The organism is Parabacteroides sp. PFB2-10 (genome assembly GCF_029893085.1).
Taxonomy (GTDB): domain Bacteria; phylum Bacteroidota; class Bacteroidia; order Bacteroidales; family Tannerellaceae; genus QVMG01.
Genome location: NZ_JARXWI010000003.1, coordinates 97,210 through 117,667 on the forward strand (window position 1 = coordinate 97,210; position 20,458 = coordinate 117,667).

Genomic DNA, 20,458 nt, shown 5'->3' on the forward strand with positions numbered 1-20,458 from the left:
ATAAATAGTTCGCCTTTGCCTGTCCTAATCGTATCACCTTTTTCTTTTTGTTCTTTATCTTTTATTCTTCCGGCAGTTCCACTTTCAAAAACAATTCGTCGAGCTGAGCCTGGTCGATCGGCGTAGGTGCGTCGAGCATCACGTCGCGTCCGGAATTGTTTTTCGGGAAAGCGATACAGTCACGGATAGAATCCAAACCGGCGAACAACGACACCCAGCGGTCTAACCCGTAAGCCAATCCGCCATGCGGAGGCGCCCCGAACTTAAAGGCATTCATCAGGAAGCCAAATTGTTCTTCGGCCTTCTCGCGGGTAAAGCCCAAAAGCTGGAACATCTTGTTCTGCAACTCGCTATCGTAGATACGGATAGACCCCCCTCCTACTTCCACGCCATTGATGACCATATCGTAAGCATTGGCACGTACGGCAGCAGGATCACTGTCCAACAAAGGAATATCCTCTTTCTTCGGCGAGGTAAACGGATGGTGCATCGCATATAGGCGCTGATCTTCCTCGCTCCATTCAAACAACGGGAAGTCGACGATCCAGAGGCATACAAATTTATTCTTATCGCGCAAGCCTAACTGACCGGCCACTTCGAGGCGAAGCTCACACAATTGTTTGCGTGTCTTCATCACGTCATCGCCCGAAAGGATCAATATCAGGTCGCCCGGCTGAGCGTTGAAGGCTTTTTTCATCTCCTGCAACACCTCCTGCGTATAGAATTTATCCACACTCGACTTCACGCTTCCGTCGGCCTCCACGCGGGCATACACCATGCCCTTGGCACCGATCTGCGGACGCTTCACAAAGTCGGTCAATGCGTCGAGCTGCTTGCGTGTATAGGTTGCAGCACCCGTAGCACAGATACCTCCCACGTATGCGGCATCGTCAAACACCGGGAAACCGTGTCCTTTCAGGATATCCATCAATTCCACAAACTGCATATCAAAGCGCAGGTCAGGCTTATCGCTGCCATACAATCTCATCGCGTCATGCCACGACATACGTTGGAACGGCTCGTTTATCTCCACACCCCGGATCGCCTTGAACAGATGTTTCGACATCCCTTCAAAAAGGGTTAAAACGTCTTCCTGTTCGACAAAGCTCATCTCGCAGTCGATCTGCGTAAATTCAGGTTGACGATCAGCCCGCAGGTCTTCGTCGCGGAAACATTTTACGATCTGGAAATAACGGTCGAACCCGGATACCATCAACAACTGTTTCAGCGTTTGCGGCGATTGCGGCAGGGCATAAAACTGTCCGGGATTCATACGGGAAGGCACGACAAAGTCGCGCGCTCCTTCCGGAGTCGAGTTCACCAATACAGGCGTTTCCACCTCTAAGAAGCCTTGTTCGTCAAGATAACGGCGCACTTCGAAAGCCATCTTGTGACGCAGTTCCAGGTTGGCGCGCACCGTATTGCGGCGCAAATCTAAGTAGCGGTATTTCATGCGGATATCATCCCCCCCATCGGTCTCGTCTTCAATCGTAAAAGGAGGAGTGGCCGCCCGGTTCAACACTGTCAAGGCCGATGCGATCACCTCGATCTCACCGGTCGGTATATGGGCATTCTTGCTCGAGCGCTCGCGCACGGTTCCGGTAGCCTGGATCACATATTCGCGTCCCAGTTTATTGGATTGCTCGCAAAGCGCGGCATCATTCTCCTGATTAAAGACCAACTGGGTTATACCATAGCGGTCACGAATATCGACAAAAGTCATCCCACCCATTTTACGGGTTCGTTGCACCCAACCGGCCAATGTCACTTCCTGTCCTTCATCCGACAGACGAAGCTCTCCACATGTTTTCGTTCTATACATAATAATTTATAGCGTATTGTGTTTCTTATCTTTTGTAAATCCGCCTCCTATAAGGCGCTCTTTCTCTGTATCACCTGCAAAGATAATGCCTACCCGCCAATTATTCTTATTCTTACTCTAAGAAAATACGCCGAATGAAAGTTTTTTACTACTATCTTTGTTTTTCTTAAGTAAACAAAGTTTATTTTATCGGAAAAGATAATGAAAAGATTTCTCACACTTTTTACAATACTTTTTATAGCTTCCGCCGCCACCCTTTCAGGACAAGAGTCGGTGGTCGACAGCCTGGTGGCATTGGGCATCGAATATCATGACGCCGGGCAATACCGAAAAGCGATTCGATTGTATGAAGAGGCGCTGCAGGTCGATCCCGAATCGGAAATTGTTCATTACGAAATTGCCATCTCTTTGGTGGAAGCGAAAGACTATTATACCGCCATCGCCCATTGCGATAAACTGATCGAGCGCGATGATAAATTTGCTCTCCTGGCTTATAACACAAAAGGCTCCTGCCTGAATTACCTGGGGAAAACAGATGAAGCGATCGATAATTACCTGGAAGGTATCGAGAAGTCCGATGAGTTCTATCTTTTATATTACAACCTCGGACTGGCTTATCACACCAAAGGTGATTTTTCTTTGGCAGAAGAGGCTTTTATCCGGACGATCGAGCTCAACCCACAGTACGGGAAAGCCCATCTAAACCTGGCGCGTACGATGACGCAACAAAACCGGCGCGTGGAAAGCCTGCTTTCGCTCTATTATTATCTGCTTATCGAGCCTTTCTCTGAAGATACGGAATGGGCCTATAATAACCTTATTCTTCTGTTGAATCTGAACCGGTTCCCCGGCGGCGTGGAAACGGTAGTCGACGAATCCCTGACGGAACTGGAGGTGGTGGATGCGATCCTTTCCCGCCTGGCTATCCTGAATAAAGAGGAGGAGACTGACGGAAAGACGAAGGTCGACAAATTGATCCGCTCAACCAATGCTTTCTTTGATTCGTTAGGCGATATAAAGAAAAAGAATAATCCGAAAGGTTTCTGGTGGGATTTCTATGTACCTTTTTATGCACATATCTCTTCATGGGATTATGTAAAGGTGTATTGCCATTACATAAGTCGCTATTTTTATGCTGATTCGGCAGACTGGTTGAATCAGAATGGTGCGAAGGTGAATTCTTTCAGTGATTGGTTACGACGCTTATGATACAGGATAAAGAGGCAATCCGTCAGGCAGTTTATGAGATTGTTCGCACCATTCCTTACGGACGTGCAACGAGCTACGGAGCCATTGCCCGAGCCATCGGTTACCCGAACATGTCGCGTCTGGTGGGGAAGATCATGGCCTCCTGCGAGTCGAACACAAACGATATTCCCGCCCACCGGGTAGTCAACAGCCAGGGTATCCTCTCCGGCAAAGAGGCCTTCGGCTCCGCCGGTGAGATGCAGCAGCTTCTGGAAGCGGAAGGAATCGCCGTTGCGAACAAGAACAGAATACAGGCTTGGAAAACCGTGTTCTGGAACCCAATAGAAGAGATAACGCTTTAAGGCCTGCCCAATAACCGGCGTGTGTGGCTTTTCCATTTAGGCGGAAACGGTTTCCGGATATCAGCATCCCATTTCTTTTGGTTTTTTTCGAGGTGGGCAACAGCCATTTGATAGCCTTTGTCGTAGATTGCCTGGGCATGCTTCAGGTCGAAGAGCGAATAATGGGATACCTCATCGGAGGCAATCAGGTAATCACATAATTTTATCTCCTCCACCGTATTGGCACCCACCATATAGTTCATCGTCTGTTCGATAATGTATTTCAGCGATTTGTCGTATTTCATCGTGGTCACCGGACTGATATCTATGCCGATCACCCGCCAGCACTCTTTGCGGATCACCGATACCGGGAAGTTGACAAATACCCCTCCGTCGATATAATGTTTGCCTTCGATCTCCATGGGCGTAAAGACAATCGGAACCGAACAGGAGGCAACGACAGCCGGAATAAGCTCTCCGGAATCAAATATGCGGGGTTTCCCTTTTTCGATGTCGGAAGCAACCACGCGCAGGGGTATTTTCAGATCCTCAAATGTCTTAGCCCGTAGTTTCTTTTTCAAGATGGCCTGTATGCCGGTTGTCTTGAAAAGTCCCTCCTGCGGGAGAGTTGTTGCTATGATATCGGTAAACTTGACCGCCTTGAAAATGGCAAAAGTCTCCTCCGGCGTGTACCCGTCGGCCAGAAACGCACCGGCCAACGACCCAGCACTGGTTCCCGAAAAGATTTCCGGTCGTATTCCCTTTTCGTACAAAGCCTGAAGGGCGCCCAGATGGGCAAACCCACGCGCTCCACCCCCACTCAGGGCAATACCCCATTTGTATTGTTTTTGTTCCCGTTTTGCTGCCATATTCTTATGCGTTGAAATACGTACTGCTAAGTTAAGACAATTTATCATTCTTTATTCCCCGGGGGTTAAAAAAACGCACGTAAGACAATTTGTTGGCCGACCATGCTCAGCCAGTTGGTCGACCATGCTCAGCCAACTGGTCGACCATGCTCGACCAGTTGGTTCACCATGGTCGACCAACAAATTGTCCCGACAAACAATGCCGACAGAAAGAAAAGAAGGGCGAGTAGTTAGCGGTTTTGTCTAATTCTTTTACAAGAATGTCCAATTATTGGACAACCCGCCCAAAGAGGACTATTTCATAAGACTCTATAAACCAAACCATTTCATTGTTTGGCATGCTCTTTGCCTATTAGTTATCAGAAAAATAATTGAACGATGAAAAAGATCTTATTTACATTTATTTTAGCAGTGTTTCTTTCTTCCCTACTGAAAGCGCAAGAGCGACAGTGGACCATGGAAGCCTGTATGCAATATGCCGTAGAATATAGTCCGGCGGTCAAACAAAAAGAGTACCAAGAGGATACCTACAAAGCGGAATATGCCTCCGCGATAGGCAATTTCTTTCCTTCATTAGAAGGATCGGTTGGGGCAGAGTATAATTTTGGTCGTGGGATTGACCCGGAGACCAATATGTACACCAATACGACCTCTTTCTATAATTCGTACCGCCTCAATGCGAATATGCCTCTGTTTAGTGGGGGACAGTTGGTGAATACCTGGCGACTCTCGAAGGTGAACCGTCAGATGGGGATGAATGATATTCAGAAAGCGAAAGATGATCTGGCCTTGAAGGTGATGGTGGCTTTTGTTGATGTGGTCTATTACCAGGGAACCAAGCGATATGCGGGGGAGAAACTGGAAGAGAGCAAAGCGACCCTTTACAAATCTGAACGCATGAACGAACTGGGCTTGAAAAGCAAGGCAGATCTCGCTCTGGTGGAAGCACAGGTGGCGGAAGATGATTATAACCTCACCCGTCAGGAGAATTTATATAATCAGGCGGTGGCCAACCTGAAGGATCTGATGAACTACCCGCAGCAGGATGTATTGGCAGTAGACACGACGGTGGCAACTATCGACTATCTGCTTCCCGCCGAATCGGTTGCCGATATATACACACAAGCCAGCGAAGCGAATCCGACGGCTCTGCAGGCGGAATACCAGGTGCAGGCGGCCAAAATGAATCACCTGATACAGAAAGGGCGTTTCTTTCCGACTATCTCTTTATATGCGGGGGTGAACACCACCTATTTTGAGCAGTTGAACAGCGATCGGGAGACGACACCGTTTAAAGATCAGTTTAAGAACAACCGGGGAGAATGGGTCGGCGTAAGCCTTTCTATTCCGCTGTTCAGCCGTTTGAACCGCCTGACGGATGCCCGTCGTGCAAAGAATAACCTGCGCATTGCCGCCGAACAGCAGACCGAGGTGTTGCGCCAATTGCAGACCGCTATCGAAAAAGCGGTATTGGATCGGGAGGGATATGCCAAAGAGACCTTTCAAATGGAGAAGAAGCAGGCGGCCGATGCCATCGCCTATCAACAAACCCTGCGCAAATACGAAGAGGGTCTGATGAGCCCCATTGACTTACAAACCAGCGCGAACGTACTCCTGATGTCGCGGGCTAATCTATTACAGCGCAAACTGTTATATCTCCTGAAGTGCAAAGAGGTTGATTACTATAAAGGAGTTCCACTAATTGATAATTGATAGTTGATAATGGATAATATTTCCTATCAATTCTCAATTATCAACTATCAATTATCAACTATCAATTATCAATTATAAATTATAAATTGTCAATTAAATATAAAAACCATGGATATAAAATTAGAAAAGAGAAAAGGAATACAGAAGAAGCACATCCCTTATATTGCGGGAGGCGTTGTTTTTCTTCTTTTACTTGGCTGGATTATTTTTGGAGATCATTCTTCGACTTTGCGTGTCGATGCAAGAGGGGTTAGCGTAGGGAATGTGACCCGCGATATGTTCAATGACTTCGTACGTGTAGACGGGCAGGTACAGCCTATCACGGTGGTGCAGCTTAGTCCGCAGGAGGGCGGAATCGTAGAAGAGAAAGTGGTGGAAGAGGGAAGCCAGGTGCGGAAAGGGGATGTGATCGTCCGCTTGTCGAACTCCAGCCTGGAACTGTCGATCCTTACTTCGGAAGCCAATCTGACGGAACAGATGAATATCCTGCGTAATACGCAGATCACCATGCAACAACAAAAACTGGACAACGAAAATACCAAGTTGCAGACCGACTTGGAGATGGCTCGTTCCAAACGTACTTTCCAACAATATGAGAATCTGTATGCCGAGGAATTGATCTCGCGCGAAGAATACCTGAAGGCAAAAGAGGATTTTGAATTTTCAGAACGGAAGAACAAACTGATTACCGAACGTATCCTGCAGGATTCGATCTACCGTTCGTTGCAACTCGATCAGATGGAGGAGAATGTCGAAAGTATGCAGGAGAATATGCGCCTGATTCGCCAGCGGAGGGAGAACCTGAATGTGCGTTCGCAAATCGATGGCGAACTGGGATTATTGAATGTGGTGCTCGGACAGAACATCTCTGCCGGACAGATGATCGGACAGATCAACGATTTGTCGGATTATAAAGTAGAAGCCATGATCGATGAACATTATATCGACCGGGTACGTGCCGAACTGAATGCGACGTTTGAGCGACAAGGGAAAACCTTCGGCCTGACAATCCGCCGTGTATTTCCGGAGGTACGTGAAGGGAAGTTCCGTACAGAGTTTCTGTTTGTCGGCGAACGTCCGGACAATATCCGCAGCGGGCAGACCTATTATATCAACCTGGAGCTGGGACAGCCTACCGAAAGCGTGATCATTCCGAAAGGCACCTTCTTCCAACATACGGGAGGTAGTTGGATATTTGTATTGGATAAAGAGGGCAAAAAGGCACATCGCCGCCAGATACGTATCGGCCGTCAGAATCCGCAGTATTACGAAGTATTGGAAGGATTGGAACCGGGTGAGCGTGTGATCGTTTCCAGCTATGAGAGCTATAAGAACAATGAGGTGTTGATCCTGGAATAAACAAAAAACAAGAAACATGGAAAATCTACTAATCATATTCCGCTCTCTTTTCAAAAAGGGACGTAACAACCTGATAAAGATCTTGTCTCTGGGTGTAGGGTTGGCCGTTGGGCTGGTGTTGATCGCCAAAGTCTATTTCGATCAGTCTTTTGATGATTTCTTCCCTGACAAAGAGCAGATCTATCAGGTGCAGATGAATTTCAAAATAGGCGATGCCGATCCGGATGAATCGAGCCACACAAGTGGTGGGATAGCCATCGGCTTTCGGGAAGACATATTGGAAACGATGTATGCATCGCGCTTTACCGTCTTAAATAGTGGAGAACATTTCTATACCACTGATGGTGAAAAGTATCGTTCCGATATCATCATGGCCGACTCTTGCTGGTTTGATATATTTCCTCGCAAGATGTTGGTTGGCAATCCCCGGGAGGTGCTCGCGCGTCCGATGTATGTGTTGATATCCGATGAGATAGCCGAACGGCTCGGTGGGGCTGCCGTGGCGGTGGGGCAAACGATCTGGATCGATGGGAATAAAGGAAAGAACCTGACTATCGGTGGGGTGTTTGAGCGCTTGCCTTATAATACACACCTGAGCTATGATATGATTATCTCTATGGAATCTATCTCTAAGTTTATGTGGGACGGCACGGAGAACTGGTTGGGTAATGAGCGCTATACGACGTATGTGAAGCTTCGTCCCGGTACTTCGATGGAGCGTGTCGAAGAAGAGATCAATGAGATGAAGAATAAACGTCTGCCGATGGAAGAAATCAAAAAGATGGGCTTGGAATTGAACTACCTGTTAGTGCCCTTGCATGATATCTATTCCGGTAGTAAAGAGGTGAAGCAAATGTCCTGGTTGCTTGGTTTGTTGGCTTTCGCTCTTTTGGCAACGGCGATATTGAACTATGTGTTGATTGTAATCTCCTCTTTGGTGAGCCGGTCGAAAGAGATGGCGGTTCATAAATGCTATGGCGCGTCTGAACCCAATATCCTTAATCGCATGCTGGTGGAGACATGTGTGGATCTGTTTGCCTCTCTCTTGTTGGCCGCTGTGTTGATCTTTGTTTTCCAGGGAAACATAAAGTCATTGTTGAACCAGGAAATCAGCGTGTTGTTTAACGCGCAGAGTCTATGGGTGTTGGCGGGTGTTTGCGTCGTGGTATTCCTTGTCTCCGGACTCTTGCCGGGCTATCTGTTCTCACGCATACCGGTGGCCGCCGCTTTCCGCAATTATAATGAGAACCGTCGTTTCTGGAAGCTGGGACTGTTGTTTGTGGAGTTTATCGCTGCCGGATTCTTTGCGGTGTTGTTGTTGGTGATCGTTCGTCAATATAACTTTATGGTGAATGATGATACGGGATACAGTGCCGATCAGATTGCCTATTGCGAGCTGGCGGGGGTGAATCGTGAATTACGTCAGAAAGCGCTCGATGAGGTTGGCCGTTTGGCCGAAGTGGTCGAAGTGACTTCCGCTTCCTCTTTATTGTTCTATGGGGCGTCGGGTAATAATATCGCTTTGCCGAACAGTGATAACGAGGTGTTCAATGTGGCAGACCTCTATTCGGTAGGGAATAACTATTTTGACATGATGCGGATCCCTATTATCGAAGGACGTCTGTTTCGTGAACACGGAGCCTCCAATGAGGTGATGGTGAGCCGTAGCTTTGCCAATAAGATACTGGCATACGTTGATTGGACCGATGGTGTCATAGGGAAAGAAATCCTGATTAGCGAACATAGCGAAGAGGGTGGAACCTTTACCATTTGCGGCGTATATGAAAACATTCGCATTGGCGCGATCGGCATGGAAGACACACGACCGAGTATTATGTTTAGCGCAACCACCCCAGCCAATTATATGCAGATCAAATTTCATCAGCTGACGGCCGAGAGTATGAAGGCGGTGGAAGATCTGTTGGTTCGTTTGTTGCCCGATAAAGATATTCAGCTCTATTCTTACGAAGCGGAACTGTTGAATCGTTATAGCGACTCCAAGCGTTTTCGCGATCAGGTGTTGATCGGTGGATTGATAACGCTGATTATCTGTCTGATCGGTCTCTTGGGTTACACCAGTGATGAGATGAACCGTCGTCGCAAAGAAACAGCGATCCGCAAGGTAAACGGAGCCACTATCATGGATATCCTTCGCCTGTTTGTTACAGACATATCGCGCATAGCCTTGCCAGCCCTGATCATAGGGGGGATGGGAGCTGCTTTAGTCGCAAGCCGCTGGATGCAACAATTCCCGCAAAAGGCAGATGTGTCTATCCTTACCTATCTTTGCTGTGGCGTGGTCGTGTTCCTGATTATTCTTTGCGCGGTTGCCATAAAGAGCTTCAAAGCCGCTGTCGATAATCCGGCAGAAAGCGTGAAGAGCGAATAGAAGATAGTTGAGCGTTCATAAAAAGAGTAGCCCCGAAAGAATCTCTCTCTCGGGGCTACTCTTTTGTGTGATGGCGATCTCTTTTAGGCTAATAGTAATCCGGCCGCAACCTCTTCAGCAACGGCTTTGCCGCGAAGTGCTTCGACAAGGGCTAAACCGAAGTTGAAAACCAATCCGGGACCACGTCCTGTGATCACATGTCCATCTACTTCAACAGCAGCGTCGCTGACAACGGCTCCGGTCAAGGCCGATTCAAAGCTGGGATAACAGGTGGCGCGACGGCCTTTCAACAGACCTAATCCTCCCAACACAAGGGGAGCGGCGCAAATGGCGGCTACGATTTTCCCTTTTTGATCCTGTGCGACAAGCTGCTCTTTCAATGGTTTGAAGGCATTCAGATTATTGCTTCCGGGCATTCCTCCGGGCAATACCAAGGCATCAGCGGCCGAGAGGTCCGCGTCTTCATATAAGAGATCGGCGACAACACCTAATCCGTGTGCGCCCTCTACCATGATTTCTCCTGTGATCGACACAACAGTTGTTTCAATACCACCGCGTCGTAAGACGTCGATTGTTCCAACGGCTTCCGTCTCTTCGAAGCCGGTTGCTAAGAATACAAAGGCTGTTTTCATAAGTCATGTTGTTTTTATGATGATTCGTTGCGCTTTATCTTAATTGGTAGTTGTAGGTAATCGTTCCGCTTTGGTTGTCTAATCCCTGAATAGCATTGAACTTGGTGCGGCGCGCTGCCTCTATCGCACTCTGGCGTATGGAGGCATTTTCAATCGTTGTGCCTTTGCCAGTACGGGCATCGATCACATTTCCTCGCGAGTCTACCACAATATCAATGACTATCTTCCCTTCCACATTGGCGTTATAGGAAGGTCGTTGCAGACCACCTGCTCCGATGGAACGTCCTTTCAGGTCGAAACTTCCCCAGCCGCCAACGCCTTCGTTGGCTCCCTGGTCGGCATTCCCAAACGGATTTCCCTGGTTGCCTGTTCCCTCTGCAGCATTTCCCTGACTGGTACCTTCCGTACTACCCATGCCGAAAGCACCGGATACACGGTTACTGATTTCCTCTTCCTTTTTGCGTTTCTCTTCAGCCAGGCGTTGGCGTTCGGCCTCTTCCCGACGCTGACGTTCCCGCTCTTCTGCCTCCCGACGCTTGCGCTCCTCTTCCCGTTTGCGCTCTTCTTCCCGTTGGGCATTCAGCGCAATGCTCTCTTCCAGATCCTGCGTGATCAGTTCTTCTTGCTGATTCTGGCTGGGCGTAACGGGGGTTGGAGGAGGAATCACCGGTTCTGTCGGGGTTTCGCCGATATAACGGGGCTCAAAGGTGCCTACAGCGGCATTCAGGTTTCCGAAGTTGACCAAAATGCCTTCGTCTTCTTCCGGAATAACTGTTTTGAGTACCGTAAACCAAAGAATAAGAAACACAATCAGGTGAAACACCAATGTTCCGATCAGGCTATATGTGTCCTCTTTTGTTAGTTTCATATCCTTCTATCGTTGCGGACGAGTGGCCAGCACCATTTTGAAGTTATTTTCATTCGCAATATTCAATATCTTCACGATCTCCCGGTAAGGGACTGTTTCATCGGCATAGAGGGCGACAAACATATCCGGCTCCATCGTCTGGCTCTCCTGCAAAAAGGGTGTTATTTCTTCAAAAGACACTTGCCGTTCGCGTTGCTTACCGGCAGCTACATAGTAATTCAAGTTTGCATCAATGGTTACTCGTGTCAAAGGCTTGGCAGCCGTTTGCTTTTGAGATTGAGGTAGAGTGACTTTGATTGCATTGGGAATAACTACAGTGGAAGTGACCATGAAGAAGATCAACAGCAGGAAGATAACATCTGTCATAGATGCCATACTGAAGTTCGCTTCTGTTTTAGTTCTTCTTTTTAATGCCATAACGCGTTAGTTTGCAGGTTCATTCAATAAATCCAGGAATTCCATGGTGCTGGCTTCCATTTTGTTTACCACGTTATCGACTTGCGATACTAAGTAATTGTAGGCAAACAGAGCAATAATACCTACCACCAGACCACCAACGGTGGTCACCAATGCTTCGTAGATCCCTCCCGAGAGGAGCGTCACGTCGACATTTGTCCCTGCATTGGCCATATCGAAGAAGGCGCGAACCATACCTGTTACCGTACCCAGGAAGCCTAACATCGGAGCACCGGCTGCGGTTGTCGCAATGAGAGGGAACCCTTTTTCGAGCTTAGCCACCTCCAGGTTGCCCACATTCTCGATCGCCACCATCACATCGTTCATCGGGCGTCCCAAGCGGGTGATGCCTTTCTCGATCATGCGTGCCGACGGAGTATCTGTGGTGCGGCAGAGGTTCAACGCGGAGTCTATTTTTCCGTCATGGATATAGTCTTTGATACGGTTCATAAAGCTTTCGTCTACTTTCCCGGCTTTACGGATTACAAGCAGACGTTGAATAAATATATAGATCGCCAATAGGGAGAGTGCTAACAGGACAATCATAATCCAACCTCCCTTAAAGGCCAGGTCTATCACATTTATTTCCGCTTCAGTCGGAACGGCTACGTCCGTAAACTCCGGCAGCTGTTCTGCCGCCTGCTGCCCTAAGGCTTGTAGTGCAAATAACATACTCATTGTTCTGCTTCTTATTTTGATTGTTTTATAATTGCGATTATTTTATGTCGCCCGCTAATTGCTTTCTGTATAGCGTGATCGTCTCTTTTAGTCCGAAGTATAAAGCGTCGCATATCAGGGCATGTCCGATAGACACCTCTTCCAGCCAGGGTATCTGCTGATGGAAGTAGGCCAGATTCTCCAGGTTCAGGTCATGACCGGCATTCAGTCCCATACCTAACTCCCGGACTAATTTAGCGGCATCCACGAATGGCGCCACAGCTTTCTCTCGGTCTTTCGCATATTGCGCGGCATACGGTTCCGTATAAAGCTCTACCCTATCGGTTCCTGTCTTAGCTGCCCATTCCATGTTTTGCAGATCCGTGCCAATAAAGATAGAGGTGCGAATCCCTTTTTCTGTAAACTGATCGACCAGATCGCTCAACAGATCGAAGTTCGTCTTCGCGTCCCAGCCGGCATTCGACGTAATGGCATCCGGAGCGTCCGGCACAAGTGTTACCTGTGTCGGCTTTACTTTTAATACAAGATCGATAAACTCTTTCGTTGGATAGCCTTCAATATTGAATTCGGTTTTAACAACAGGCTTTAAGGCATAGACATCGCTGTAACGGATATGTCGTTCATCAGGACGAGGATGAACCGTGATTCCCTGGGCGCCGAACGCTTCACAGTCGATGGCAACTTTTACAATGTCCGGCATATTCCCGCCACGAGCATTTCTGATCGTAGCCACTTTGTTAATGTTTACACTTAAATTTGTCATTTTTTCAAGTAAAATCCTGTTTCTTTCATTACATTTGTACAAAACATGAAGCACAAACGTAGTGACAAAAGTAGTAGTATTTGCTAAATAAACAGAATAATGTTGTTGAAAGATTTCATAACAAAAGATATTCCCGTGTTAAAAAAGTCTGATAGCGCAGCCTATGCCCTTGCCTTGATGGACGACTGGAAAGTCAGGCAATTGCCGTTACTCGAAGGAAATATCTACCAAACGTTGATTTCTGAAAAGGATCTGTTGACTATATCTGATAGTAAAGAGGAGATAGGAGACCCTGTTTTGTTTGCTCCGGCCATAGAAGAGAACGGGAATATATATACCGCTTTGGCGCTAATGGGGCGCTATGGTTTGTGTGTGTTGCCGGTCGTAAGCAACGAAGGCGTTTACCTGGGGGTGATTACCCGCGATAAATTAGTAGACGCCATGGCCGAATTAAGCGGCGCCCACGTATCGGGCAGTGTGATCACACTGGAATTACTCCCACAGGATTATGTACTTTCGGACATGGCGCGCATCGTGGAGTCCAACAACGCGCATATCATCAACCTCTTATCGACAACCGACCCCAATACCGGCCGTATGCTGATCACGATCAAGATCGACCTGGACGATGCCTCCCCTGTTATCCGCAGTTTCGAACGCTTCAATTATACCATTCTCTATCACTTTATGGAACAAGGTATGGTGGATGATATATTGCAGAAGCGGATGAACGAATTGCTTTACTATATGAATATGTAAAACCCCTCAAACTCCGAAATACCATGATGAAAGTAGGGATCTTTGGTAGTCATTATCTACATGAAAAGCAAAGCCTCATAAAGCGTCTGTTTGAGAAGTTGCGCCAATTGGAAGCAAAAGTCTATGTCGACGAGAGCTTTTTTCTGTTTCTTACCGGAGAAATACGCTTCACCCCTTCCATTGCCGGGCTTTTACCCGAGGAGGGATCGCTGGATCTGGACGTGGCTCTTAGCATCGGTGGCGACGGAACCTTCCTGCATACGGCGGCGCGCATCCATTCACAAAACATCCCTATCCTGGGAATCAACACAGGTCGCCTCGGCTTTCTGGCCGACATCGCGGGAAACGATGTAGAAGATACCCTGGATGAGCTGTTCAAGAATTACTACCGCATTGAAGAACGTACGCTTCTTCAGCTGGTGACCGAGGAAGAGCTTGCTGCCGGCTTCCATTTCGCCCTGAATGAAGTGGCTATCTTAAAGCGCGACACCTCTTCCATGATTACCATTCATGCCACCCTGAATGACGACTTTCTTGCTTCTTACCAGGCGGATGGATTGGTGGTGGCCACCCCGACCGGCTCGACAGCCTACTCCATGAGTGTGAACGGCCCAATTATTGTGCCGCAAAGCAATAGCTTTGTGCTTAGCCCCGTGGCTCCTCATTCCCTGAATATGCGCCCGTTGGTTATACCGGACTCTACGGTGATCGGCCTGACGGTCGAAAGCCGCAGCGACAGTTTTCTCGTCGCCTTAGACGGACGTTCGGAAGTGTTTCCTGCCGGTGCCTCGTTTCGGATTGTCAAAGCGGATTATACCACCAAGATTGTTAAGCGCTACAACCACACTTTCTACCAGACTTTGCGCGAAAAGCTTATGTGGGGAGCCGACTCACGGAACAAATAGTTTTTCTTAAATTAAATAACATGAAACGAAGAGTATTGATTTGTACCGCACTGGTTCTTTCGATGGCTGTGCAGGCTCAATGGAAACCCGTTGGTGATAAGATAAAAACCGATTGGGCTGAAAAGGTAGATCCGCAGAACGTATTGCCTGAGTATCCACGTCCTTTGATAGAGCGCGCGGAGTGGCAAAACCTGAATGGATTATGGGAATATGCCATTCAGACGAAAGGAAAAACAGAACCCGCCTCTTTCGACGGGGAGATATTAGTGCCCTTTGCGGTAGAATCGTCGCTGTCGGGTGTGCAGAAAGAGGTAGGCGAGAAGAATGAACTTTGGTATAAACGTGAATTTACGGTTCCTTCCGGTTGGAAGAATAAAAATATCCTCTTGCATTTCGGCGCTGTCGACTGGATGGCGGATGTCTTTGTAAACGACATCCTGATCGGTTCGCATCAGGGAGGCTTTACGCCGTTTTCATTCGATATCACTCCCTATTTAGGTGGTAAAACAAAACATAAACTGGTGGTTCGCGTATGGGATCCCAGCGATAAAGGCTATCAACCCCGCGGCAAACAGGTGGCAAACCCCAATGGTATCTGGTATACGCCGGTGACGGGTATCTGGCAAACTGTTTGGTTGGAACCGGTAGCGGCCGATCATATCACCTTCATCAAAGCCATCCCCGATATCGACACCAACACCTTGTCGGTTACGGTCGATGCCTCTTCTTGTAATCCGGCTCAGATTATCGAAGTGCAGTTGTTGGAAAAAGGCCGGGTGCTTGCTTCCGCTCGGGGACTTGCCGGAAAAGAATTGCGCCTGGGGGTTGAGAACCCAACCTTGTGGGATACCGAAAACCCTTACCTCTATGACATGAAGGTGTCGCTGATAAAAAATGGAAAAGTGGCGGATCAGGTGAAGTCCTATACCGCTTTCCGTAAGATATCCGTCAAGCCCGACGCGAACGGTATTATGCGTATGCAGTTGAACAATAAGAACCTCTTCCACTATGGTCCGCTCGATCAGGGATGGTGGCCTGATGGCCTTTACACGGCGCCAACCGAGGAAGCCTTACTTTTCGATATCGTGAAAACCAAAGAATGGGGCTTTAATATGATCCGTAAGCATGTGAAGGTGGAACCGGCTCGCTGGTATTATCATTGTGACCGTCTGGGTATGTTGGTTTGGCAGGATATGCCCAGTGGCGATATGGGCAATCAGTGGCAGGCACATGTCTATAACGGCGGAACAGACAAAAAACGTTCGGCTGCATCCGTTGCCAACTTCTACCAGGAATGGAAAGAGATCATGGATCTTTGCATCTCGAACCCCTCTGTCGTGATCTGGGTGCCGTTCAATGAAGCCTGGGGGCAGTTCGATACCGAGAAGGTGGCCGAATGGACAGCCGCTTATGATCCTTCCCGCCTGGTGAATCCGGCAAGCGGTGGTAACCACCGTGCTTGTGGGGATATCCTCGACCTGCATAACTACCCCGGCCCGCGTATGTTCCTTTCCGACCCGATGCGTGTGAATGTGTTGGGCGAATACGGCGGAATCGGTTTGCCTTTGGAGGGACATCTATGGCAGCCCGACCGCAACTGGGGGTATATCCAGTTTAAGAACAGCAGTGAGGTAACGGCGGAATATGTCAAATATGCCCGCGAACTGAAAGAAATGATCCAAAGAGGTTTCTCCGCAGCCGTATATACGCAGACCACCGATGTAGAGATAGAGGTGAATGGCCTGATGACCTACGACCGCAAAGTGATGAAGATCGACGAGGCGCAGGTAAAACGCATCAACCAGGAGGTGATAAAGGCTTTGCCACAATAACGCTTTTTATTGATCATTCTATAATATAAGCCCCGGAAATGCAAACGCTATTTCCGGGGCTTGTTTTTTCTTGATTTGTTTCCATACCCTATCCCCCTGTATGCAAAAACCGAAGTGTTTCCCGCCGGCACTTCGTTCCGGATTGTCATACTGAAGGAAAGACATATATAAATCTTTGGTTTCTTTATTTTGTGTTTCAATCTCCAATTTGCATTTTGTCAAAATCGCGGGAGATTTTTTCCAAAATCCCGGGACTTTGGAGACAAACTCCCGGGAGAAACATTTTTTAACGTATCATTTTGTAAAGTAAAATGGCCTTTTTGCTTACACTTTGCTTTTTCGCATCAACGGGTTAAATTATATACTAAACATAAAAAACAATAAAAACGCTTGTCTATTCCGTGAAAGTGTTTATGTTTGCAAAGACTAACAATATGCATCTTTATGCTGATAAAAGGATATAGAAAACTTTTTAACTGCCTGATGTTTTATCTCTAATCAGGTTTCCTCTCCTTTGCCCCATTTTAACTGCGGGGCTTATATCATTTTCTATTATTCATTCTTTTATTTTAAGTTACCATGCATACGTCTGAAATGGCCGGTATGAATGAACGTATCAGCCGATTACGCAAACAAACATTCGAAACACAACCGTCTCTTTCGATTGAAAGAGCTCTTATAGAAACACGTTTTTACAAAGAAAACGAGGGCAAATACCCCATCCCTGTCTTACGCGCGCTAAACTTTCTCGAAATCTGTAAACAAAAAACGATCTACATTGGTGACGACGAACTGATTGTTGGAGAGCGGGGACCGGCTCCTAAAGCGGTACCTACTTTCCCGGAGCTCACCTGTCACAGTGTGGAAGATCTGCAAATCCTCAACAGCCGTGAACTGCAACGGTACACCATCAGTCAGGAGGATATCGACACCTATGCCCGTGAAGTGATTCCTTACTGGAAAGGACGTACCCAACGGGAACGCATCTTCAACCATGTGCCGGAAGAATGGCGCAAGGCTTACGAGAACGGTATGTTCACGGAGTTTATGGAACAACGGGCACCGGGACACACTTCATTGGATAAGAAGGTGTACCAATATGGCCTGCTCGACCTGAAGGAACGCATTGCTGGCGAACTGAAAAGACTTGATTTCCAAAATGATCCGGAGGCTACCGACCGTCAGGAGGAGTTGACCGCTATGTCAATCTCCTGTGATGCGGCAATTATCTTTGCCGAGCGGCATGCCGACCTGGCTGAACAGATGGCTACTGAGGAGAAGAATCCTCAGCGGGCTGCCGAATTACGGAAAATAGCGGAAGTATGTCGCTGGGTTCCGGCTCATGCGCCCCGCACCTATTGGGAAGCTATCCAGATGTATTGGTTTGTACACCTGGGCACCATTACGGAACTGAACGGATGGGATGCCATGAACCCGGGGCATTTCGATCAGCACCTGGCGCCTTTCTACGAAAAAGAGGTGGCCGAAGGTTCCCTGACCCGCGATGAAGCCAAAGAACTGATGTCGTGCTTCTTTGTCAAGGTGAATAACCATACGGCTCCGCCCAAGGTAGGTATCACCGCCAAAGAAAGTGGCACATACAACGACTTCACCAACCTCAACATCGGAGGCATCCGTGCCGACGGCCGCGATGGGGTCAGCGAGGTTTCCTATATTATGCTCGAAGTGGTGGAAGAACTGCATATCCTGCAACCGGGTAGCTCTATCCACATCAGCGCGCGTACGCCCGATCGGTTCCTGAAGGCCGGTTGCAACGTGATACGGAAAGGACATGGTTACCCTTCGGTGTTCAATCCCGATGTCTATGTACAGGAGCTCGTACGACAGGGGAAAACCCTGGAAGATGCCCGTGAGGGAGGATGCAGCGGATGTATCGAGGTAGGCGCCTTCGGAAAAGAGGCATACGTATTGACCGGCTACCTGAATGTACCCAAAATATTAGAGGTAACGCTTCATAACGGCGTAGATCCCGTCTCCGGCGAAAAGCTGGGTATAGAGACCGGCGATCCGACCTCATTCCGTAGTTATGACGAACTATACGCGGCATTCCTATTGCAGCTCAACTATTTTGTGGACATGAAAGTCCGTGTTAGCAATTATATCGACCGGATGTTTGCCAAATATGCCCCGGCTCCTTTCCTCTCGCTTTTCATCGACGATTGCATTGCCAAAGGGAAAGACTACTACAATGCCGGAGCACGCTACAATACGACCTATATCCAATGCACCGGACTAGGCACGATTACCGACAGCCTGAGCAGCATCAAGAAGCATATTTTCGAAGACAAGCGATTCTCCATGCAAGAGATGTTGTATGCGATCGATAGCAATTTTGAAGATATGGAACCGATGCGTCAGACGATCCTCAACCGCACGCCGTTCTTTGGCAACAACGATCCGTATGCCGATGAGATTGCGGTGCAGGTGTATAACGACCTCTATGACGCGATCGAAGGACGCCCCAACACCAAAGGGGAATGTTTCCATTTGAATATGCTTTCGACCACTTGCCATGTCTATTTCGGCAAGGTGATGAATGCTACGCCAAACGGACGCATGGCCCACAGAGCCATCTCCGACGGCACATCGCCTTCGCACGGAGCAGACCGCAATGGGCCTTCGGCGGTGATTCAGTCGCTGGGCAAGCTCGATCAGGCAAAAAGCGGTGGAACGCTACTCAATCAACGCTTCCTGCCCAGCCTGTTGAAGAAAGAGGAAGATATCAATAAATTAGCCTCTCTCATCCGAAGCTACTTCGCATTGGGAGGACATCATATCCAATTCAATATTGTTGACACCAAAACGCTGCTCGACGCGCAGAAACGTCCGGAAGAGTATCGCGATCTATTGGTACGCGTGGCCGGTTACAGCGACTACTTCAACGATATGAATGCAGACCTGCAGGCAGATGTGATCATGCGGACCGAACAGGAAGAGCTTTGATGACAGCTACTATTTTCGATATTAAGCGCTACGCTATAAATGACGGGCCGGGCATCCGAATTACACTCTTTTTCAAAGGATGCCCGCTCTCCTGTCTTTGGTGTCATAACCCGGAGGGGATCTCCCCCCGAAAAGAGAAACTGTACACCCGGAAGAAGTGTCTGGGTTGCCAACTCTGTGTGGAAAAATGCCCGGAGAACGCCTTGACCTTTACCTCTGAAGGCATACTGACCGATCCGGCCAAATGCACCGTTTGCGGTATCTGTGCCGACCACTGTCCCTCGCTGGCGATGCAGCTGTCCGGAGAAGAGTACACCATCGACCGGTTGATGCAGGAGATTGAGAAAGAGACATTGGTGATGGATCGATCGGAAGGAGGTGTTACCTTCAGCGGAGGCGAACCCTTTATGCAACCGAAAGCGCTATTGGAGTTACTAAGAAGATGCGGAAAACGGGGGATTCACCGCACAATCGACACGACACTCTTCGTAAAACCCGATATACTGCAAGAGGCCATTCCGGAGACCGACCTGTTTTTGGTCGACCTGAAACAAATGGATTCCTCCAAGCATCAGTATTTCTGCGGAACGTCCAACGAACGGATCCTGCAGAATATCCGTCTATTGGCCTCTTCGAAAGCCAAATACATCATACGCATTCCGCTGATAGAAGGAGTGAATGCCGACAAGGAAAACATAGAAGAGACAGCCGCTTTTCTGGCCACCCTCAATCGAAAGCCGCAATATGTCGACCTCCTACCCTACCACGACATCGGCCGCAGCAAGCACGACAAACGCGGAAGCACCTACAATCCAACGAATATCAATATGCAAGCTCCTTCGGAAGAGAAGCTGGCACGCTGCCGGGAGCTATTCGAAAAACACGGGATCGCGGTTCATATTGGGGGATAACCAAATAAG

At 48.3% G+C, this 20,458-nt stretch carries 17 protein-coding genes; 10 read left to right on the plus strand and 7 right to left on the minus strand.

Annotated elements, in window-relative coordinates:
* Positions 1 to 61: 61 nt before the first annotated feature.
* The gene (gene aspS, locus M2137_RS03685; protein WP_280765111.1) at positions 62 to 1,822 is read right to left on the minus strand and encodes an aspartate--tRNA ligase; all 1,761 of its coding nucleotides are present in this window, start codon (positions 1,820 to 1,822) and stop codon (positions 62 to 64) included.
* Between the two features lie 201 nt (positions 1,823 to 2,023).
* On the opposite strand from aspS, the gene M2137_RS03690 reads away from it, so the two are divergent.
* Entirely contained in the window at positions 2,024 to 3,031 is a 1,008-nt protein-coding gene (locus M2137_RS03690; RefSeq protein ID WP_280765112.1) for a tetratricopeptide repeat protein, read from the plus strand.
* On the plus strand, positions 3,028 to 3,372 hold the full coding sequence (locus M2137_RS03695) for an MGMT family protein (protein ID WP_280765113.1): 345 nt from the start codon (positions 3,028 to 3,030) through the stop codon (positions 3,370 to 3,372). The genes M2137_RS03690 and M2137_RS03695 overlap by 4 nt, the downstream gene beginning before the upstream one ends.
* Here the strand turns inward: M2137_RS03695 and M2137_RS03700 are convergent.
* Entirely contained in the window at positions 3,369 to 4,220 is an 852-nt protein-coding gene (locus M2137_RS03700) for a patatin-like phospholipase family protein (RefSeq protein WP_280765114.1), read from the minus strand. The genes M2137_RS03695 and M2137_RS03700 overlap by 4 nt on opposite strands.
* 378 nt (positions 4,221 to 4,598) lie before the next feature.
* Here M2137_RS03700 and M2137_RS03705 point away from each other — a divergent pair, with 378 nt between their 5' ends.
* From M2137_RS03705 to M2137_RS03715, 3 genes are all read left to right on the plus strand, one after another.
* Entirely contained in the window at positions 4,599 to 5,933 is a 1,335-nt protein-coding gene (locus M2137_RS03705; RefSeq protein WP_280765115.1) for a TolC family protein, read from the plus strand.
* A 108-nt stretch (positions 5,934 to 6,041) separates the two neighbouring features.
* Entirely contained in the window at positions 6,042 to 7,292 is a 1,251-nt protein-coding gene (locus tag M2137_RS03710; RefSeq protein WP_280765116.1) for an HlyD family efflux transporter periplasmic adaptor subunit, read from the plus strand.
* Between the two features lie 16 nt (positions 7,293 to 7,308).
* Positions 7,309 to 9,681 carry an ABC transporter permease gene (locus tag M2137_RS03715; protein WP_280765117.1) on the plus strand — a complete coding sequence of 791 codons (2,373 nt, stop codon included), beginning with the start codon at positions 7,309 to 7,311 and terminating at the stop codon, positions 9,679 to 9,681.
* Positions 9,682 to 9,764: 83 nt separating this feature from the next.
* On the opposite strand, the gene M2137_RS03720 is transcribed toward M2137_RS03715, so the two are convergent.
* The 5 genes from M2137_RS03720 to M2137_RS03740 are packed head-to-tail and all read right to left on the minus strand — an operon-like array spanning position 9,765 to position 13,078.
* Positions 9,765 to 10,313 carry a DJ-1 family glyoxalase III gene (locus tag M2137_RS03720; RefSeq protein WP_280765118.1) on the minus strand — a complete coding sequence of 183 codons (549 nt, stop codon included), beginning with the start codon at positions 10,311 to 10,313 and terminating at the stop codon, positions 9,765 to 9,767.
* A gap of 34 nt (positions 10,314 to 10,347) precedes the next feature.
* Entirely contained in the window at positions 10,348 to 11,181 is an 834-nt protein-coding gene (locus M2137_RS03725; protein ID WP_280765119.1) for an energy transducer TonB, read from the minus strand.
* 6 nt (positions 11,182 to 11,187) lie between these two features.
* Complete coding sequence (locus tag M2137_RS03730) at positions 11,188 to 11,598, minus strand: biopolymer transporter ExbD (protein WP_280765120.1); 411 nt, start codon at positions 11,596 to 11,598, stop codon at positions 11,188 to 11,190.
* 6 nt (positions 11,599 to 11,604) lie between these two features.
* Positions 11,605 to 12,315, minus strand: a complete 711-nt coding sequence (locus tag M2137_RS03735; protein WP_280765121.1) for a MotA/TolQ/ExbB proton channel family protein — start codon at positions 12,313 to 12,315, stop codon at positions 11,605 to 11,607.
* A 37-nt stretch (positions 12,316 to 12,352) separates the two neighbouring features.
* Entirely contained in the window at positions 12,353 to 13,078 is a 726-nt protein-coding gene (locus M2137_RS03740) for a pyridoxine 5'-phosphate synthase (protein WP_280765122.1), read from the minus strand.
* Positions 13,079 to 13,177: 99 nt separating this feature from the next.
* On the opposite strand from M2137_RS03740, the gene M2137_RS03745 reads away from it, so the two are divergent.
* From M2137_RS03745 to M2137_RS03765, 5 genes are all read left to right on the plus strand, one after another.
* A complete protein-coding gene (locus M2137_RS03745; RefSeq protein ID WP_348538025.1) occupies positions 13,178 to 13,837 on the plus strand; it encodes a CBS domain-containing protein in 660 nt (219 codons plus the stop codon).
* Positions 13,838 to 13,863: 26 nt separating this feature from the next.
* A complete protein-coding gene (locus M2137_RS03750; RefSeq protein ID WP_280765262.1) occupies positions 13,864 to 14,742 on the plus strand; it encodes an NAD kinase in 879 nt (292 codons plus the stop codon).
* A gap of 20 nt (positions 14,743 to 14,762) precedes the next feature.
* Entirely contained in the window at positions 14,763 to 16,574 is a 1,812-nt protein-coding gene (locus M2137_RS03755) for a sugar-binding domain-containing protein (RefSeq protein WP_280765124.1), read from the plus strand.
* A gap of 579 nt (positions 16,575 to 17,153) precedes the next feature.
* Entirely contained in the window at positions 17,154 to 19,538 is a 2,385-nt protein-coding gene (gene hypD / locus M2137_RS03760; RefSeq protein WP_280765125.1) for a trans-4-hydroxy-L-proline dehydratase, read from the plus strand.
* Positions 19,538 to 20,449 (plus strand): glycyl-radical enzyme activating protein, encoded by a 912-nt coding sequence (locus tag M2137_RS03765; RefSeq protein ID WP_280765126.1) that lies wholly within the window; start codon positions 19,538 to 19,540, stop codon positions 20,447 to 20,449. The genes hypD and M2137_RS03765 overlap by 1 nt, the downstream gene beginning before the upstream one ends.
* Positions 20,450 to 20,458 lie beyond the last annotated feature (9 nt).

Excerpts from the sequence above, each read along its gene's own strand:
- aspS (WP_280765111.1), bottom strand. The coding sequence starts at position 1,822 with ATGTATAGAACGAAAACATGTGGAGAGCTTCGTCTGTCGGATGAAGGA.
- M2137_RS03690 (WP_280765112.1), top strand. The coding sequence starts at position 2,024 with ATGAAAAGATTTCTCACACTTTTTACAATACTTTTTATAGCTTCCGCC.
- M2137_RS03695 (WP_280765113.1), top strand. The coding sequence starts at position 3,028 with ATGATACAGGATAAAGAGGCAATCCGTCAGGCAGTTTATGAGATTGTT.
- M2137_RS03700 (WP_280765114.1), bottom strand. The coding sequence starts at position 4,220 with ATGGCAGCAAAACGGGAACAAAAACAATACAAATGGGGTATTGCCCTG.
- M2137_RS03705 (WP_280765115.1), top strand. The coding sequence starts at position 4,599 with ATGAAAAAGATCTTATTTACATTTATTTTAGCAGTGTTTCTTTCTTCC.
- M2137_RS03710 (WP_280765116.1), top strand. The coding sequence starts at position 6,042 with ATGGATATAAAATTAGAAAAGAGAAAAGGAATACAGAAGAAGCACATC.
- M2137_RS03715 (WP_280765117.1), top strand. The coding sequence starts at position 7,309 with ATGGAAAATCTACTAATCATATTCCGCTCTCTTTTCAAAAAGGGACGT.
- M2137_RS03720 (WP_280765118.1), bottom strand. The coding sequence starts at position 10,313 with ATGAAAACAGCCTTTGTATTCTTAGCAACCGGCTTCGAAGAGACGGAA.
- M2137_RS03725 (WP_280765119.1), bottom strand. The coding sequence starts at position 11,181 with ATGAAACTAACAAAAGAGGACACATATAGCCTGATCGGAACATTGGTG.
- M2137_RS03730 (WP_280765120.1), bottom strand. The coding sequence starts at position 11,598 with ATGGCATTAAAAAGAAGAACTAAAACAGAAGCGAACTTCAGTATGGCA.
- M2137_RS03735 (WP_280765121.1), bottom strand. The coding sequence starts at position 12,315 with ATGAGTATGTTATTTGCACTACAAGCCTTAGGGCAGCAGGCGGCAGAA.
- M2137_RS03740 (WP_280765122.1), bottom strand. The coding sequence starts at position 13,078 with ATGACAAATTTAAGTGTAAACATTAACAAAGTGGCTACGATCAGAAAT.
- M2137_RS03745 (WP_348538025.1), top strand. The coding sequence starts at position 13,178 with ATGTTGTTGAAAGATTTCATAACAAAAGATATTCCCGTGTTAAAAAAG.
- M2137_RS03750 (WP_280765262.1), top strand. The coding sequence starts at position 13,864 with ATGAAAGTAGGGATCTTTGGTAGTCATTATCTACATGAAAAGCAAAGC.
- M2137_RS03755 (WP_280765124.1), top strand. The coding sequence starts at position 14,763 with ATGAAACGAAGAGTATTGATTTGTACCGCACTGGTTCTTTCGATGGCT.
- hypD (WP_280765125.1), top strand. The coding sequence starts at position 17,154 with ATGCATACGTCTGAAATGGCCGGTATGAATGAACGTATCAGCCGATTA.
- M2137_RS03765 (WP_280765126.1), top strand. The coding sequence starts at position 19,538 with ATGACAGCTACTATTTTCGATATTAAGCGCTACGCTATAAATGACGGG.